Source organism: Psychrobacter sp. CR212, assembly GCF_059693765.1.
In genome coordinates, this window is the sequence record NZ_JCATIF010000001.1 from 742,049 (window position 1) to 758,643 (window position 16,595).

The window sequence follows — 16,595 nt, forward strand, 5'->3', positions numbered from 1 at the left end:
AATGATAGAGGTTAATTAACAAAAATAATGGAGGCTGGGCGTGTCGTCGTTTTTATCATTATGTCTAAAACGACAATGCGCTCTAATAATAAGATTTATAAGACCTACGAGTCAAACTGTTGCTTGCCGTTACGGACAAAAGGCAGCTTTAATACGCGTACATCGACGAATTTACCTTTGCCGCGTAGATCGACCTGTACGTGATCATCTTCTGATAAGCTGGCAGGCACGCGAGCAATCGCAATGGAGTTTTTTAGGCTAGGGGAGAATGTACCGCTGGTGATAAGGCCAGTTTGCTCATTGTTAGTGCCCTGATTGATAGTCACTGTCATGCCTTCACGCAATACGCCGCGCGTGGTCAATAGCAGACCTACTTGCTTCATAGCGGTGTTGTCTTCTTTTGCCTGCTTGCGTTTGCTGACCAAAGCGTCACGACCGACAAAGGCGCGATCGTCTTTTAGTGCAAGCGTCCAGCCCATATTGCACTCATAAGGGCTAACATTCTCATCCATGTCATGGCCATATAGGTTCATGCCCGCTTCCATACGCAAGGTATCACGTGCGCCAAGACCGGCAGGTTTGATGCCATTTGTTTTTAGCTGCTCAAAAAAAGCAGGGGCATCATCGGCATGCATAATGACTTCGACGCCATCTTCACCAGTATAGCCAGTACGAGCCACAAACCAATCGGTGCCTTCGATATCGGTCAAGTCAGCGCCAACGAAAGGTTTTAGCCCAGCTAAGGTATCTGCCCAGTTTGGTTTGGCTTGAGCCAGTTTCTCAATAGCATTTGGCCCTTGAACGGCGAGCATGGCAAGCTCAGGACGCTCGGTAATCGCAATATCAAAGCCTTCAGCGACTTTATTAAACTGTGCTAAGTCTTTGTCACGAGTGGCTGCATTGGAGACGATACGGTACTCAGTTTCCTCTGCATTCATCAGATAGACGATCAAATCATCGATGACGCCGCCTTGCTCATTGAGCATGCCAGAGTACAGCGCTTTACCAGCGGTAGTGAGTTTGTTGACATCATTTGCGAGTAGTTTTTGGAGCCATGCTTTAGTATCTGCGCCTTTGATATCTGTGACAACCATATGTGAGACATCAAACATACCGGCATCTGTCCGTACCGCGTCGTGCTCTTCGATTTGTGAACCGTAATGAATTGGCAATTCCCAACCAGAAAAATCGACCAATTTGCCCTCACTATCAAGATGAGACTGGTAAAAAGGGGTGCGCTTAGGGGTTTGGGTGTTGCTAGAGTCTTGAGAGTGGGTATCAGTCATAACAAATCCTTATGTGTACATCAGTCGTACTCGATAGAGTAGAGTGGTGTGCAACGTAAAAGTAGCGAGAAGCAATATTGCAAGGCGCAATATTACATCAAAGGGTGACACAGAAAGCAAAGATAAAGACGTAGGCCAAACAGACGCTGAACGTCGGTTTAAGCTAAAGCCCTATCTGTCCTGTGACCTGAGATTTTCAACACGCCTCATTTGTGAGCAATTATATAAAGCTCCAATGAATGATTGCGTATTTTCTCCCCTTCGGTGGGTAAGACGTCGTCCGTTCTTACCACTCTCCAGATTTGTTATGTCTGACGTTTGATAAAGTAGTGCGCTATGAGCGTGATGCTAGCAAACACTACCAAACAACAGTGACATGTGTTTTTCAGTCCTTTTACCTGAGCGATTGGCAGGGTGGATGCGCCTTCGGTGGTCGTATGGCAGTTGTCAGTTTGTATCACCAATAGGGTTTGATACAAAATCTGTGCCGACAGACTCTCTCCTGAAAAACGCTTTTATTATGAAAGGTTCAAAGCGCTTTTACAAGTCATCACCGCCATTAAAACAAATAAATTTGGCAAAAATGTGTGCTCATTAGGACATTTGCTCACCAAAGACGCTTAGCAAGATAGTGTTTTTTATCTCTATCAGCCGTTTTGAGAATCAATAAAATGATGTATGGGCGCAAAAATTACCATAGCAACACGCAAAGCGACTACTGGTGTTTGCCTGAAATATGCTAACCTACGACCATAGTTTCTGATAGGTGGTTTTTATGCATTGCGATATTTATAAATTTCCCAAACATGACGACATGTATGTATATATTGCGCGCCCTGAATATCCTGATGATACCGATGAGATCAAAGATTGGCTTGGCGTACTGCCAAAGGACTTTCGTGCAGGGTTGGGCCGTAGCCAGTTTGTCATGCATCTTGATTTGGCGGCGACGCCCACTCTGGCGCGTGTTGATAAAGAAGAAGTACTGGCAAAGCTAGCGTCCCAAGGTTATTTTGTGCAGATGCCACCGCAAGATGTCATGCGCCGCCAAGCAGAGCTACGCGCTCGTGAAGCGCAGGACAATATCTACGACTAGATACATTTTACCACTAGATAACATTGACGATTGGTACGCTTATTGATAAGACGGTTGTGGCAAGATGATTGAGAGAATGGTCTTTACAATGCCATGGACAAAACACTCATGACACATTTGGTCACATGCATTTGGGTAGAAAGTCGTGATAAACTGACACCCCATGACATCCACATAAAAAAATACAGATAGAAACGCACATGATGTGTGCATCGATACTGTATTTGATCTTATTTTGGTACGACAGAACGCACCATACACTGCTAGGCACATAACGTGTCAACGGTGATAAACGCAGGTAGTGAAACACGTATGGATTGGTTAAAAAATATTTTGCACAGCTTACCATTAGAATCTATTAGTGACATTCTCGGTGAGATTGCTATTTGGTGGGGCCAAATGGTGAAAGATGTACCGCCCGCCGATTTGCCAATGTATGCGTATCTTGGTGGTTCCATTTTGGTATTGGTGTTATGGTTGCTAGTCGCTCGCATATTGCCAAAACCACTGGGCGGTATGAGTTGGATGATACTGTTTGCAGTGTTATTGGCACCCGGCACAGCGCTTGGTGACTCTAGTGAAATTGCACCAGCCAGTATCAGCGTCGTCTACGCTGTTATGAGGAAGGACTTTGCAGGCGCGATTGCCAATATGCTGCCAATATTGGTGGTACTGGTCATCGGTTTGTTTATCGGTTTTATGTGGCAGCTGATACGCGGCGCATTCGCATCGAGCTTGGACAAAGCCCGCAGCCGTACGGCAGAGGATACGCAAGCGACAATGCAACTGACGACCGGCAGTTATTTGGCAGAAGGTTCTACGTTGACTGAGCAGTCTGATGATACGGCCCTAGCCGCTAAGCCTGAGAGCAGTAATACTAAAAGTCATGTTGACTTAAAAAAACAGAATGGCTTGTCTAAGAATACTGATGCTGACAATCGCTAAAACGCTGAAGTCTGTTTGTACGGTGTAATAAATAAGCAGGCGAGCCAGTAAAGTAATCGAGTAATGATAAAAAAAGACACCCATGCGTGTCTTTTTTTATGCCAAATCGTCTGGCAACCTTATGAATTATTGAGAATTATGAGAGGCACCCAACCATTGCTCACAAAGGCGAACGCATGAGTATTTTGGCAATGCCTCAGGCTGTGCTAATCTAATTTATCTTTTATTCATTATCAAATTTTTAGTTCTACTTATTTATAACCATATATTCATAACAATTTATCTATAACAACAATCGAGACCTGATTATGAACAAGCAAACCTTTACCGGCACTCAAAATTATATCGCCACAGACGATTTACAACTGGCAGTGAATGCGGCCATGACATTACAAAAGCCGCTCCTTATCAAAGGTGAACCTGGTACGGGCAAAACCTTACTTGCCGAAGAGGTTGCTGAGAGTCTAGGGATGCCACTGATTACGTGGCACATCAAGTCGACGACTAAAGCCGAGCAGGGTTTATACGAGTACGATGCGGTATCGCGCCTACGTGACTCGCAGTTGGGTGATGACAAGGTTTATGAGATTGGCAATTACATCAAGCCGGGCAAGCTGTGGGATGCCTTCACTAGCACCGAGCGCAGCGTACTACTAATCGATGAGATCGATAAAGCCGATATCGAGTTCCCTAATGACTTGCTGCATGAGCTCGATAAGATGTCGTTTTATGTGTATGAGACGGGCGAGACCATTACCGCCGCGCAGCGTCCAGTAGTAATCATTACATCAAACAATGAAAAAGAGCTGCCCGATGCGTTTTTGCGTCGTTGCTTCTTCCATTACATCGACTTTCCAGAAGAGCAAACCATGCGCCAAATCATAGAGGTGCATTTCCCCGATATTCAGGAAAAATTGGTCAACGACGCGTTGGATATATTCTACAAGCTGCGCAATATCCAAGGCCTTAAAAAACCACCATCAACGTCTGAATTGGTCGATTGGTTGACGTTATTGCTCGCTGATGACATGGCGCAGGATGAGTTAGAAGAAAACTTACGCGGCGAAAAATCCATTCCGCCATTATACGGTGCATTGCTGAAAAACGAAGCCGATGTGAATTTACTACAGCGTTTTGCCAATATGATGCGTCGTTAAGCGCGTCTAAGTGTTCAGTGCTTTTTTTGTTTTACGTCAATCAGTGGTGCGTCTCTTATGTTCATAAAACTATTCTATACCTTGCGGACTTACGGCGTACCAGTCAGTACGCGTGAGCTGCTTGATCTTAATGCCGCGTTAGATAAGGGCCTGATGATGCAGCCGCATCCTGAAGATCCAGCACTGGCGACTTTTGCGAGCCGTGAGGATATGTATCGGCTGATTCGGCTGTGCATGGTCAAAGACGAGCGCCATTTTGATAAATTTGATCGGGCAATGGCAGACTATTTTGAAGGGGTGGATAGCCTTGATATGGATGCGCTGTTGGCTAAGCTGACCGATGTGCCTAAAGAATGGCTCGATCTAAAGCTCGATCCAAAAAACTTAACCGAAGAGCAAAGACGCCTGCTCAAAAAATACGGCTCGCTTGAGGAGCTGATGAAAGCGTTAGAGGAGCGGTTACAAGAGCAAAAAGAGCGTCACCAAGGTGGTAGTAAATGGGTGGGGACAGGTGGCACCTCGCCATTTGGTGCTTATGGCGACCATCCAGAAGGGGTGCGCGTCGGCGGTGAATCGCGTAAACGTAGCGCGGCGAAAGTCTGGGAGCAGCGTAAATATCGCAATCTTGATGATGATAATCAACTTGGTACCCGCCAAATCCAAATGGCACTACGCAACCTACGTCAGTTTGCGCGCACAGGCAGCGCTGACGAGCTCGATATTCATGAGACCATTAAACGTACTGCCAAAAAGGGCGTGCTTGACATACATATGCAAGCCGAGCGCCGCAACCGTGTCAAAGTATTAATGCTATTTGACGTAGGCGGTAGTATGGATATCCATGTTGAAGCACTTGAGAAATTGTTCTCTGCGGCAAAGAATGAATTTAAAACATTAGAGTTCTTTTATTTTCATAACTGCCTATATGACTATGTATGGAAAGACAATAATCGTCGCCATAGCGCACTGATGCCAACGTTTGAGCTACTCAATAAATATGGGCGCGAGTATCGCGTCATCTTCGTCGGTGATGCATCGATGTCGCCCTATGAGCTGATGACCGTGGGCGGTAGTGTCGAGTATATGAACAATGAAGCCGGTATTGTATGGCTAAGGCGTGTACTTGATCATTTTGATAAAGTGGCGTGGCTCAATCCTGAAACCCCAAGCTATTGGCAGTACACGCAAACCATCGTTGAGATCAAAAAGCTATTCGAAGATAAGATGTATCCGATGACCTTGCATGGTGTTGAGGAAATGACCCAGTACATGGCGCGGTAGTATTAGTCTACATTGGACGAGTAATATGAAAAAAGCACTTAAGACGATGTGATCGTTTTAAGTGCTTTTTTATGTTAATTTAAATGCTTTTTTATGTTAAGTAGTGCCAATTTTGAGAAGGCATATTAGTGACAAATGCTATGGTGACGATAGATGCTAGCTTTTGTTTTCAACCAGTCCAATCATTACGCCCATCTCTTTTTTGTCTTGCTTATCGATACTGGGTGCATACAGTGCTGAGGCAATGCCGCCATCCAAAAACAGCGCATTTGGACAATCTAACTCGTCTTTGAATAGAGTCGCAAACTGATAAAACGTCACAGGCTCATCTGTATTGACGAATTGTATGCTGCCATCGTCACAAATGCCTGCACCATTACGCAGTTTGATGGAGGTACTATCAGGATTGAACTCGGGATGTATCTCATCATTGATGACTAGCATAGGACCAGATTGCGTCGCATACCAAGGCTGTGCGTTGCCATTGTTTATCTGTTCATCTAAAGCGTGGCTTTCGGTGATTTGTACGTGACCAGTTTTGTCCCACCACATAACGCCATTGGGTAATAAATGAAAATTGCCACCACCTTCTTTTAGATTGAGCGATTTGACTTCTTTGCCTTTGATGACGGTGTAACCAATTGGTGCATAGTTTTCGTTGTACATTCCTGCATTCATGGCAAAGTTTAGAGTTTCAGTCTTTGGTAAAGTAGATAGCAACGTATCAAAGGTTAGTAGTGATTGGTCATTAGAGGCTTGCCAAAACAGCTGCAGTGAATAACGATCGCTTGTTAATCCACTTGCATCCACGCGGCACACGCTATAAGTAAATGGCGAGTCTTTTGTCTGACATGACCAGTTGTCTGTGTCGCTATTGACAGTCTCAGTATTGGTCTGCTGGCAAGCGCTAAGGCCAAGCGCAAGCACTATCAATGATAACAATAAGGTCAAAATGGAGGTTGGCATCAATCACACGTCTTTTAACATAGTGGTATTTGTGGTTTGCTACTGATTCATATATAAATCTTGGGTACTCGCTTTTAGTCGCTACTGGGCGGATAGTCACGGAAGGTGTTATTCACATTGCCGATGAGCTGCCCGCCATCGGTTGTGATCGTATGATCGGTGCTGTAGGGGGAGCTGTATCCAGCGCGATGTTCGGTTGGTGCGCCAGTCTCTTTACCTTTATCACGAGAGTCTTTGTTATAAGCAATGAGCGCATCATTATTGGCTAAGAAACTATCAGGATTGGCCATCACCCACATTTGATTGAAAATATCCGCACGCGCGCTATTATCAAGTAATGCGCCCTTATCCGTAAAGTAGAAAAACTTAGACAGTAGCTTAATCTGCCCGTCATCTAGACGGCGGGCGATATGATAAGGTTGTAGCTGACTCGGATGCTGTAAGCCCACCGCGCCGACGATACTGGCCAATGATTTGAGTGTGTTTTTATGGAAGCTTGCCACACGCTCTGCTTTGCTAGGGACATCGAGCGCCTTTTGACGGTAAGGGTCTTGGGTAGCGACGCCCGTTGGGCACGTATTGGTATGGCAAGAGCGCGACTGAATACAACCAACCGCAAACATAAAGCCACGCGCCGAGTTACACCAATCGGCACCTAGCGCAATCATCCGTGCAATATCAAACCCTGAGACAATCTTGCCACTGACGCCAAGTCTGATCTTGTCACGAATGCCTGCACCGACCAAAGTATTGTGAACAAGCAAAAACCCTTCGACCATCGGCATGCCGACATTGTCCATAAACTCAACAGGCGCCGCACCTGTACCGCCTTCGGCACCATCAATAACAATAAAATCAGGATAGTTGTCCGTCTCGATCATGGCTTTGACAATCGCCATAAACTGCCAAGGCTGACCCACGCATAGCTTGAAGCCAACAGGCTTGCCACCAGATAATTCGCGTAGCTGCTGCCAAAAGGCGACAAGCTCACGCGGTGTACTAAACGCGGTGTGCGAAGCGGGCGAAATACAGTCTTGACCCGTCGGCACTTGGCGAGTATCGGCAATCTCTTGAGTGATTTTGCTCGATGGCAACACGCCGCCTTTACCCGGTTTGGCACCTTGCGACAGCTTGATCTCGATCATTTTGACTTGTGGATCGACAGCTTTTTCGGCGAAAGACTGTGGGTCAAAATTGCCTTCGGCATCACGGCAGCCAAAATACCCTGTACCTAACTCCCAAATCAGATCACCACCGAACTTACGATGATAAGGGCTGATCGCGCCTTCGCCCGTATCATGTGTAAATCCGCCTATTTTTGCGCCTTGATTGAGTGCCATAATGGCGTTTGCGGACAGACTGCCAAAACTCATCGCGGAGATGTTGAATACCGACATATCATGCGGCTGCTTACAACGCTCGCCGCCAACAGTGATACGAAAGTCTTTGTTTTCTAACGGCTGGCTAACGGCGGATTGCAAAAACCATTCTTTACCATGAGTATAAAGATTGTCTAGCGTACCAAACGCATTGGTATCGCTGACGTTCTTTGCCCGCTGATACACTAGCGCGCGCTGCTGGCGTGAAAATGGCACCTGCTCTTTGTCATCTTCAAGCAAATACTGACGAATCTCAGGACGAAAATCCTCTAGTACGTAGCGTATATGTCCTGCTATCGGGTAGTTTTTTAGCACTGAATGCTTGGACTGAATCAGATCATAAATACCGAGTCCTACGCCAAAACCTCCAATCACAATTAGCCAACCGTGCATCAGCAGCAATCCGGCTAATAATAGACAAATGGCTGCACCCAGTGTGCTATAGCGCAGCAGCAGCCCGACAAAATACGGCGAGCTGGTTTTGGGTTCAGGGTTCAGATTGGTACGGGATTCAGGCATAACGAGGCTCAACAGTCACTGTAAATATAGATAATACGTTCAAATTTGTCGCGTACATCATACACTGATGCTATCGCCAAGTCGGTATCATTGGGTAACAGTATACTAATGCTGGCAAATTTTAGCAGGTGATTCTGACTAATATTTGCTCATCCTCTATAGCATCAAACGTGATCGCAACGGGTAAAAACTGCTCAATGAGCCATGCTTGGGTTTTGCTATGCTCGCTAATAACCCGCGCGCTAAACGCACCGCCGCCTGCTAAGGCTAACGGTAATAGCAGCTGATCGGTCAAATATTCATCAATCAGCGCATCGGTGTCAAACAAATAACGCTTTACTAAGCCTGACAAACGACCACCTATCTTTTCTGCTGAGCTGCGTTTTTCTCCTAGTAATGTAAATATTTCAGAGTGATATTCTTTGTGATTTTGGATACTAATACTCTCGTGAGTGACTTTTGCATAGCAGGTATTGCCTTCACCAATGCCGTATAATTTATTACCGCGTGTTGTGATAAGCGCCTCATCCATACCCGCTTCAATCAACGCGGCTTTGGCGCTGGCAAGCTCACGCAGGCAGATATCGTATTCTAGATTGAGCACGCTTGCGACCAGCTCCGTGCTGACAAGCTTACCGCGTTCCGTGAGGTCTAATCGTGAAGCATTAGCACGGCGCACAAATGGCGCAACAGTTGCTTTAATCGCGCCGCCGCCGATAGGGGCAAAGCCCGCTTGCACGCACTCAATCTCGACCTGCATGCCGAGCTTGGCAAGTAGCGGCACAAAGGCGTGCTGCAAAAAGTCGGTGGTTGGCGCTAACGGATTGTGCGTGCCGCCTATGATGGTAACGGTGGACTTGTTGCTTGAGTCAGCATTGGCAAAGAGTAGGGCAGGCAGTAGCGTCTGTAACACCAGACTGGTACTGCCTGCCGAGCCGATATCGAAGGTATAATCGCCCGCTTGCACGGTGCTTGGCGTAAAGGTGAACGCCATACTACCTAAATGAGCGCCCGATACGCTAGCGTTTGATATCTGTTGTGACGCTTGTACACACATCAAATGCTGACGCATCAATCCGGGTTTGGCGCGTCCAGCACGAATATTGGTGATTTCAATCGGTGTGCCTGTGAGCATCGATAATGACAGTGCCGTACGAATGATTTGTCCACCGCCTTCGCCTGTGCTGCCGTCGATTTTTAGGGCTTTACGTGTTGATGCTGGCATGATAAATGTCTTTATGATTTGTAAGACTATTGATTGGTAGTGTCGTTAATGGGCATAATAAAATGCTTCCCAATACTTTTCGGGTCGCATTTAAAATAAGATTGAAACCGACTGTCAGTGTCTGGTGGTAAGGTCTAAATGGTGCATTGTGCCAAGTGCCATGTGCGGGGCATAAGTGGTAAAAAATGCGCCTGCCCACAACGCGTAGCAGCCACGACAGTATATTTTCAACCCCCTGCTGTGGGTCGCGGGGTCTGACACTCGCCCAGTCGATTTCAAAAGGGTGGTCTGTCCATTATCAGACAGACAAAGCTAAAAAAGGTTTAATGAGCTAGGTAAGCGCCTAGTCCACAAGGTCAATTTGCCAGTTGTTGGCTTGAATGACAATGTTAAGCTGACGTAGCTTCATGGCAATATCGTCCGCCTGCTTTTGCAATGCGCCGACCGAGACCATCACTTGCCATTTAATCTCACGCGGGCTATAGCGATCGACCTCGGTTTCGGTCGCGGCTATCGACTCGGTCAATAGCTTGTGGCGCATCTCAAGGGTGTCGCGCTCAACGAGCAGCGCCAGCATCGATTGATTGTTGTCCGTCAGCGCCACCGCGTTGGTACGCTGGATACGGGCGATAAGCGCGGACAGCTCGGTAATCAGCTGGCTTGCGTCCATCAATAGCTGATTGGGGTCTTCGCTTGGCGTATCGCCATCTTGGACTTTTACATTGCTGCGAATGCGTCCTTTGATTTGCGCCAGCTTTTTTTGCATATCACTGCGGATAAGTAGGGCTTCTGCGAGTTTCATTTTAGTTTTCCTTAAATTCTATTTTTCATTCTAATGAAATGTTTCATAAATGAAGAGGTTATTTCAAGGATAAACTCAACTTCTTCTTCGATAACTTGAGAGTCATGTTTGACGTAATCGTTTTGATACTTAGTAAAATAATCAATTAGCTTTACAAACATATTTACTAGTTCTCGGGAGCCATTATTCCTCTTAATAAATGTACCAATATCAGTAAGCTGATTTTCTAAAGACTTGGAATTTCCTAGTATTTCTTTTACTAATAGCTCTAACGATAGTCGAAGGTCATCTAACAAGTTTCTCTCAAATATATTTCCTTTATATTTTTCTAAAGCATAGTTATATTGTTCTAGGGATTTAGTATAGTCATCTAACCAAAATCTAGTTTCATCTACTAAAATTTCATTGACCGTGTCTATGTCAGTATTCAAACCTTTAAAGCGTGTCAACAGCTTGATCTTAAGATCTCTAACTTCAGGTAAGTCTTTAATTTCCGGATGCTCGCAAAGTTCTTTTATGATTTTAAATTGTTGTTTAGGGTTAAACGAGCTTAAGTTTTTCTTTAAGGCATACCTTTTATTAGGTGTGGATACTGTAAAGGGATAACTTGTATAAGGAATATCAGTGTTATAGTCAACTGCGTATGCTGCAAATAAACTAGCAATTTTAGAGCCTGATAAGCCTTTCTCGGTGCTACCTAGAATATCACCTGCTGTTTCAATAAATGTCTGGGGAATCATATTTAGCCTTATTTTTTGGATTAATTAATATAGGTTAAAGTAATATAATTAACTGATTTTTTTAAATATTTTGGTTTAACCCTTCACACAAACCACTTGCCGCAAGGTATGTACCACTTCCACCAAGTCACTTTGTGCGCTCATCACGTCTTCAATATTTTTGTACGCCGCTGGGATTTCGTCAATCACGTTTGCGTCTTTACGACATTCTACGCCTTTGGTTTGGGCGATTTGGTCATCAATAGTAAAGACTTTTTTCGCCTCAGTGCGTGACATCACGCGACCTGCGCCATGCGAGCAAGAGCAAAACGATTCTTCGTTGCCTTTACCTTTGACGATAAAGGATTTTGCGCCCATCGACCCTGGGATGATGCCGTATTCGCCGACGCGTGCGCGCACTGCGCCTTTACGCGTGACAAAGACTTCCTCGCCGTAGTGCTCTTCTTTTGCCACATAGTTGTGGTGACAGTTGACCGCTTTTACCGCAGCATCGAACGGTTTTGGCACGATGGTGCGTAGCGCTTGGATGGCTTTTTCCATCATGATTTCGCGGTTTTTAAAGGCAAAGCGCTGCGCCCAGCCAACCGCAAACCAATAATCGTCAAAATGTTCAGTCCCCTCAGCAAAATACGCCAAATCTTTATCAGGCAGGTTAATAAACCATTTGCGCATGTCCTCACGCGCCAGCTCAATAAAGTAGCGCCCGATGGCATTGCCCACGCCGCGTGAGCCTGAATGCAGCATAATCCACACCTGATTGGTCTCATCAAGGCACACCTCAACAAAGTGATTGCCTGTACCCAGAGTGCCCAAATGCTTTAGATTGTTGGTGTTTTTTAGTTTGGGATGCTTTTGGGTCAGATAATTAAAATCATCGACCAGCGTACCCCAGCCATTCATCACGGTATCATCAGGGTTCGCCCACGCGCCCACGTCACGGCGCGAGCCGCGACCGCGTGTCTTGCTGCGTCCATGCGGAATGGCTTTTTCCAGCTCGGTGCGCAGACCGTGCAGGTTGTCGGGCAAATCATCTGCGGACAGCGTGGTCTGCACCGCCATCATGCCGCAGCCGATATCCACGCCGACCGCTGCTGGGATAATCGCTTCTTTGGTCGGCAGCACCGTACCGATGGTCGCACCGATACCGACATGGACATCAGGCATCACCGCGAGCCACTTATAAATAAAGGGCATCTGTGAGGCTTTAATCAGCTGGTCGTGGGCTTTTGGGTCGACAGGCACGCCTTTGGTCCATAGGCGGATAGGGGTGCCACCGTCTTGAATGATATTGTGATTGATAGGCTGCATAGTGTCTCCTTAGTTTTTTATAAAAATGTTCTGTCTGTACTTTATATACTGCTAAGGGTGTGCCAGTTTTTGGGAAAGATAGTTTTTATTTTTATAAGCATTTGATATTGAATAATAAAAAACATTTTAAATTCTTTTTTTATAAAAAAATGGACTTTAATCAAGTAAATAAAGATATAATTTATTCTATAAATATAGCTTTTATTCTATAAAGGAATTGTGTGTAATGGTGAAGGTTCAATATAAAACAAAGCATAACGTTGTCTCTAACAAACGCTTATTCAGCATGGCGATTTTACTAGGCGTGAGCATCAGCAGTTGTTTTGCTGCGCCGTCTTTGGCATCGCTACGCGGCAATTATCAGACCTCGATACAAGTTGCGCCCACCATGCAAATGCCATTGCCCAAGCCGCCCGCAGCCCTATTTGACAGCGTGCGCTATGACAGTGACGGCATGTCGCTCGCCGCCTTTGTCACGCCCGATCCAAACGATGGCGACAAGCATCCTGCTATCGTTTGGATAACGGGCGGTGAGTCCAACACGCTGGCGGACTTTTGGCGCAAAGGCTCAAGGCAAAATGACCAAACCGCCAGCCCATATCGTGATGCTGGCGTGATCATGATGTTTCCCACCTTGCGCGGTGGCAATGACAATGCGGGCAATATCGAAGTGAATTATGGTGAAGTCGATGATGTCATCGCGGCGGCAGAATATTTGGCGACCCTGCCATATGTCGATAGCAGCCGTATCTATTTGGGCGGGCACAGTACGGGCGGCTCGCTCGCGCTATTGGTCAGTGAGGTGGCGAGCAGCACGCATCCTGAGTTGTTTAAAGAAGTGATTAGCTTTGGCGCTACGCAAGAGACGATGTTTTTGCAAGAGGTTGACTTTACTGGTGATGAGCAACGCGAAATGGATTTGCGTGCGCCTGCAAACTGGACGAATGATATTCGCATGCCGACGTGGATTATTGAGGGCAAGCGTGACGGTAACTATCGCGACCTAAAGCCGATGTGTGATAAGAACAAAAGCCCCATGCTGCACTGTGCGTTTATTGCACGGCACGAGCACTTTAGCGTGCTGTATCCGTTGAATCGTCACCTTGCGCAGCAGATTATGGCAGACGAGCCGTTGTCTATTGACAGTATGAAGTCGTGGGCAATCAAAAAGTAACATCAAAACCAATAAGCCAAGCGCATTATTATGAGTAAAAGCAACATGATTAAATGTCATAAAACCGCCGTTATCGGCTTTCTCGGTACGACCTTGGACAACGGCTTTAATGACAAACGTTGGCAGCGCTGGCGGCCGAGCGTCAGCCTGTGCCTGCATGATGACCTGCTGGTCGATGAGCTGCATATCCTCTATAGCAAGCGCGACAAGCGACTGTTCAACGTCATCGTTGATGATGTGGCGCAGGTCAGCGCCAATACCAAAGTCATTGGGCATCGGGTGACGCTGGCGAGTCCGTGGGATTTTGCCGATGTCTATGCTGAGCTGTATGACTTTGTCACAGGCTTCGCCTTTCGTGAAGACACAGACTATCTGCTGCATCTGACCACAGGGACGCATGTGGCGCAGATTTGCTGGTTTTTGCTGGTTGAGGCGGGGTTTTTGCCTGCCGATTTGATTCAGACCTCGCCGTGTCCCAAGCCTGACCAATACGACCCACAAGGGCGCTATCAAGTCATTGATTTGGACGTGTCGCGTTATGACAGTTTGCGCGCGCGTTTTGAGGCCGAAAAAGCCCAGCATTGGCAAACCTTACAAGCCAATCTTGTTACCCAAAACGCCGCCTATCAACAGCTGATTGCTGATATTGAAAAAGTCGCCACGCGCTCCAACGCGCCGATTTTATTGATGGGCGCGACAGGGGCGGGCAAGTCGCAACTGGCAACGCAAATCTATACGCTCAAGAAAAACAAAGCCAACAACAAACAGGCACTCGGCGCGTTCGTCGAAGTCAACTGCGCCACCTTGCGCGGCGATACGGCAATGAGCGTGCTGTTTGGTCATGTCAAAGGCGCGTTTACGGGCGCGGCGTCGAGCCGTGAGGGGCTACTCAAATCAGCGGACGGTGGCTTGCTGTTTTTGGATGAAATCGGCGAGCTGGGGCTGGACGAACAGGCGATGCTCTTGACTGCGCTTGAGGCGCAGCGCTTTTATCCGCTCGGTAGCGATACGCCCATTGATGTGTCGTTTCAGCTGATGGCAGGGACGAATAAGGATTTGCGCCAAGCGGTCGCGGACGGCGAATTTCGTGCCGACTTGTTTGCGCGTCTGAACACGTGGACGTTTTTTTTACCGTCGTTAAAAGACCGTATCGAGGACTTACCCGCCAATATTGATTACGAGCTGGCGCGTCTGGGCAGCGAGCAGCAGTACCAGTACCGCTTTGAGCCTGAGGCGCGTGCGTACTTTGAAGACTTTGCCATGAGTTCTGAGGCGACGTGGCAGGGCAACTTTCGTGATTTAAGCGCCAGTATGACGCGCTTAACGACATTGTGCGAGGGCAAAGTGATTCGTATGCCCGATGTTAAGGCAGAAATCACCCGCCTTAAGCATCTGTGGGCATTACCTAGTAGCGCGCAACATCAAGTGGACAAGGCGGATACGCCCAGCCTAACTGAGCAGCAAGCGCACGCAGATACGGTGCTGAGCCGCCATCTATCAAGCGACGACAAAGACGCGCTCGACCCGTTTGATGCGGTGCAGCTGGCGTATGTGATTGAGGTCTGCTATCAGCACAGCAGCCAAGCGGCGGCAGGGCGCTATCTGTATGCCAACTCCAGAAACCAGCTAAAAAGTAACAATGACAGCGACCGACTGCGGAAGTATCTGCTAAAGTTTGGGCTGAGGTTTGATGGATTAAAACGATAATATTAAAAAGGAGAGGATATGAATAACACAGGATTTGTCGCAGGAACGCTCGTTCATACGGATAAAGGGTTAGTGCCGATTCAGGATATCAAAGTGGGCGATCTTATTTTATCAAAGCCTGTACTCTCTAAGCCCGAAGGTGGGGTCGGTGATATAGAGTACAAACCCGTACTTAGCACCTTTAAATCACCCAATAAGAAACGCATCTTTAAAGTTGAGTATTTTAATGAGACCGCTGATGCGCGAGGAGAAGAGGGTAGCAATTATATCTTATGCACCAGCAATCACCCATTTTGGGTAAAAAGAAATCCTGAAGATTTAGAGGGTGAGTGGTTATCGGCGGAGCGCTTGCCAGCTGGATATCTAACCTCTGCTCATGGTGATACGATTGCGCTTGATGATTACTCGTTCATCCCTGTGCGTACCTTGCCGAACTTCCCTGAAGGTATAGCTTATACTCAAAGTATTGAGGAACATGACTTATGGGAGACAGACGGTCTGGTTCAGTTTGTGAGATTTACGGATGATGGCTACCAGTTTGTCAGTTTAGCCAATACAGAAGAAGCGTTCAAAGAAGAGATCAAAACCGTTAATATGCAAACTTCCGATGCCAAGTTGGTTATTAATGAAAGGGCACCTTTTATTGTAGACCCTGAGCTTTATAAAACATTGAATGTGAGGTTTAGTCAAGATAAAGATCCTGCTACACACACAATTGGTAAGTTTATAAAAGAAATGTATTCGCCTTTAATTTTTGATGGAAGGGTAGTCAAGGATAACAGTATTGGTGATGAAAAGTTATTTGAAAAGGCTCTAGCTAACATTGAAAGATATGGTAATGCAACAGGATTGTTAGAGAGCAGTATTCACGAGCAGATGCAACGCTATAACGATGTCTGTCCTAACCCTTATGAGGATCATGTCTATAATATAGAAGTGGCAGATCATCATACATATTTTGTTGGACACGATGCGGTGTGTGTAAACGCTACAAACTCGTAGGCATCATC

The 16,595-nt window shown here is 46.5% G+C and carries 14 protein-coding genes and 2 riboswitches; of the genes, 7 read left to right on the forward strand and 7 right to left on the reverse strand.

Annotation, left to right across the window (positions count from 1 at the left end; genetic code table 11):
* Window positions 1-104: 104 nt before the first annotated feature.
* Complete coding sequence (gcvT, locus tag AC58CZ_RS03195) at window positions 105-1,286, reverse strand: glycine cleavage system aminomethyltransferase GcvT (RefSeq protein ID WP_071001879.1); 1,182 nt, start codon at window positions 1,284-1,286, stop codon at window positions 105-107.
* A gap of 165 nt (window positions 1,287-1,451) precedes the next feature.
* Window positions 1,452-1,596, reverse strand: a riboswitch (glycine riboswitch).
* A gap of 66 nt (window positions 1,597-1,662) precedes the next feature.
* Window positions 1,663-1,801, reverse strand: a riboswitch (glycine riboswitch).
* Window positions 1,802-2,061: 260 nt separating this feature from the next.
* Between gcvT and AC58CZ_RS03200 the strand changes: the two genes are divergently transcribed.
* The 4 genes from AC58CZ_RS03200 (at window position 2,062) to AC58CZ_RS03215 (ending at window position 5,765) form a co-directional block, all read left to right on the forward strand.
* Window positions 2,062-2,382, forward strand: a complete 321-nt coding sequence (locus AC58CZ_RS03200; protein ID WP_071001878.1) for a YcgL domain-containing protein — start codon at window positions 2,062-2,064, stop codon at window positions 2,380-2,382.
* A gap of 276 nt (window positions 2,383-2,658) precedes the next feature.
* Window positions 2,659-3,327 (forward strand): hypothetical protein, encoded by a 669-nt coding sequence (locus AC58CZ_RS03205; RefSeq protein WP_284719518.1) that lies wholly within the window; start codon window positions 2,659-2,661, stop codon window positions 3,325-3,327.
* Window positions 3,328-3,635: 308 nt separating this feature from the next.
* Window positions 3,636-4,484 (forward strand): AAA family ATPase, encoded by an 849-nt coding sequence (locus AC58CZ_RS03210; RefSeq protein ID WP_071001877.1) that lies wholly within the window; start codon window positions 3,636-3,638, stop codon window positions 4,482-4,484.
* A 57-nt stretch (window positions 4,485-4,541) separates the two neighbouring features.
* A complete protein-coding gene (locus AC58CZ_RS03215) occupies window positions 4,542-5,765 on the forward strand; it encodes a vWA domain-containing protein (RefSeq protein WP_071001876.1) in 1,224 nt (407 codons plus the stop codon).
* Between the two features lie 156 nt (window positions 5,766-5,921).
* On the opposite strand, the gene AC58CZ_RS03220 is transcribed toward AC58CZ_RS03215, so the two are convergent.
* The 6 genes from AC58CZ_RS03220 to AC58CZ_RS03245 form a co-directional block, all read right to left on the reverse strand.
* On the reverse strand, window positions 5,922-6,731 hold the full coding sequence (locus tag AC58CZ_RS03220) for a phosphodiester glycosidase family protein (RefSeq protein ID WP_071001875.1): 810 nt from the start codon (window positions 6,729-6,731) through the stop codon (window positions 5,922-5,924).
* A 74-nt stretch (window positions 6,732-6,805) separates the two neighbouring features.
* Complete coding sequence (locus AC58CZ_RS03225) at window positions 6,806-8,629, reverse strand: FMN-binding glutamate synthase family protein (protein WP_093068160.1); 1,824 nt, start codon at window positions 8,627-8,629, stop codon at window positions 6,806-6,808.
* 121 nt (window positions 8,630-8,750) lie between these two features.
* The gene (gene rtcA / locus AC58CZ_RS03230; protein ID WP_093068163.1) at window positions 8,751-9,854 is read right to left on the reverse strand and encodes an RNA 3'-terminal phosphate cyclase; all 1,104 of its coding nucleotides are present in this window, start codon (window positions 9,852-9,854) and stop codon (window positions 8,751-8,753) included.
* Window positions 9,855-10,197: 343 nt separating this feature from the next.
* Window positions 10,198-10,656, reverse strand: coding sequence for a DIP1984 family protein (locus tag AC58CZ_RS03235; protein ID WP_071001872.1), 459 nt, complete (start codon window positions 10,654-10,656; stop codon window positions 10,198-10,200).
* Between the two features lie 11 nt (window positions 10,657-10,667).
* Window positions 10,668-11,396, reverse strand: coding sequence for a hypothetical protein (locus AC58CZ_RS03240; protein ID WP_071001871.1), 729 nt, complete (start codon window positions 11,394-11,396; stop codon window positions 10,668-10,670).
* 75 nt (window positions 11,397-11,471) lie between these two features.
* Entirely contained in the window at window positions 11,472-12,704 is a 1,233-nt protein-coding gene (locus tag AC58CZ_RS03245; RefSeq protein ID WP_071001870.1) for an RtcB family protein, read from the reverse strand.
* 286 nt (window positions 12,705-12,990) lie between these two features.
* Between AC58CZ_RS03245 and AC58CZ_RS03250 the strand changes: the two genes are divergently transcribed.
* The 3 genes from AC58CZ_RS03250 to AC58CZ_RS03260 are packed head-to-tail and all read left to right on the forward strand — an operon-like array spanning window position 12,991 to window position 16,587.
* Entirely contained in the window at window positions 12,991-13,878 is an 888-nt protein-coding gene (locus tag AC58CZ_RS03250) for an alpha/beta hydrolase family protein (protein ID WP_284719516.1), read from the forward strand.
* Window positions 13,879-13,923: 45 nt separating this feature from the next.
* Window positions 13,924-15,585, forward strand: coding sequence for an RNA repair transcriptional activator RtcR (gene rtcR, locus AC58CZ_RS03255; protein ID WP_071001868.1), 1,662 nt, complete (start codon window positions 13,924-13,926; stop codon window positions 15,583-15,585).
* Window positions 15,586-15,603: 18 nt separating this feature from the next.
* Entirely contained in the window at window positions 15,604-16,587 is a 984-nt protein-coding gene (locus AC58CZ_RS03260) for a Hint domain-containing protein (RefSeq protein ID WP_284719515.1), read from the forward strand.
* Window positions 16,588-16,595 lie beyond the last annotated feature (8 nt).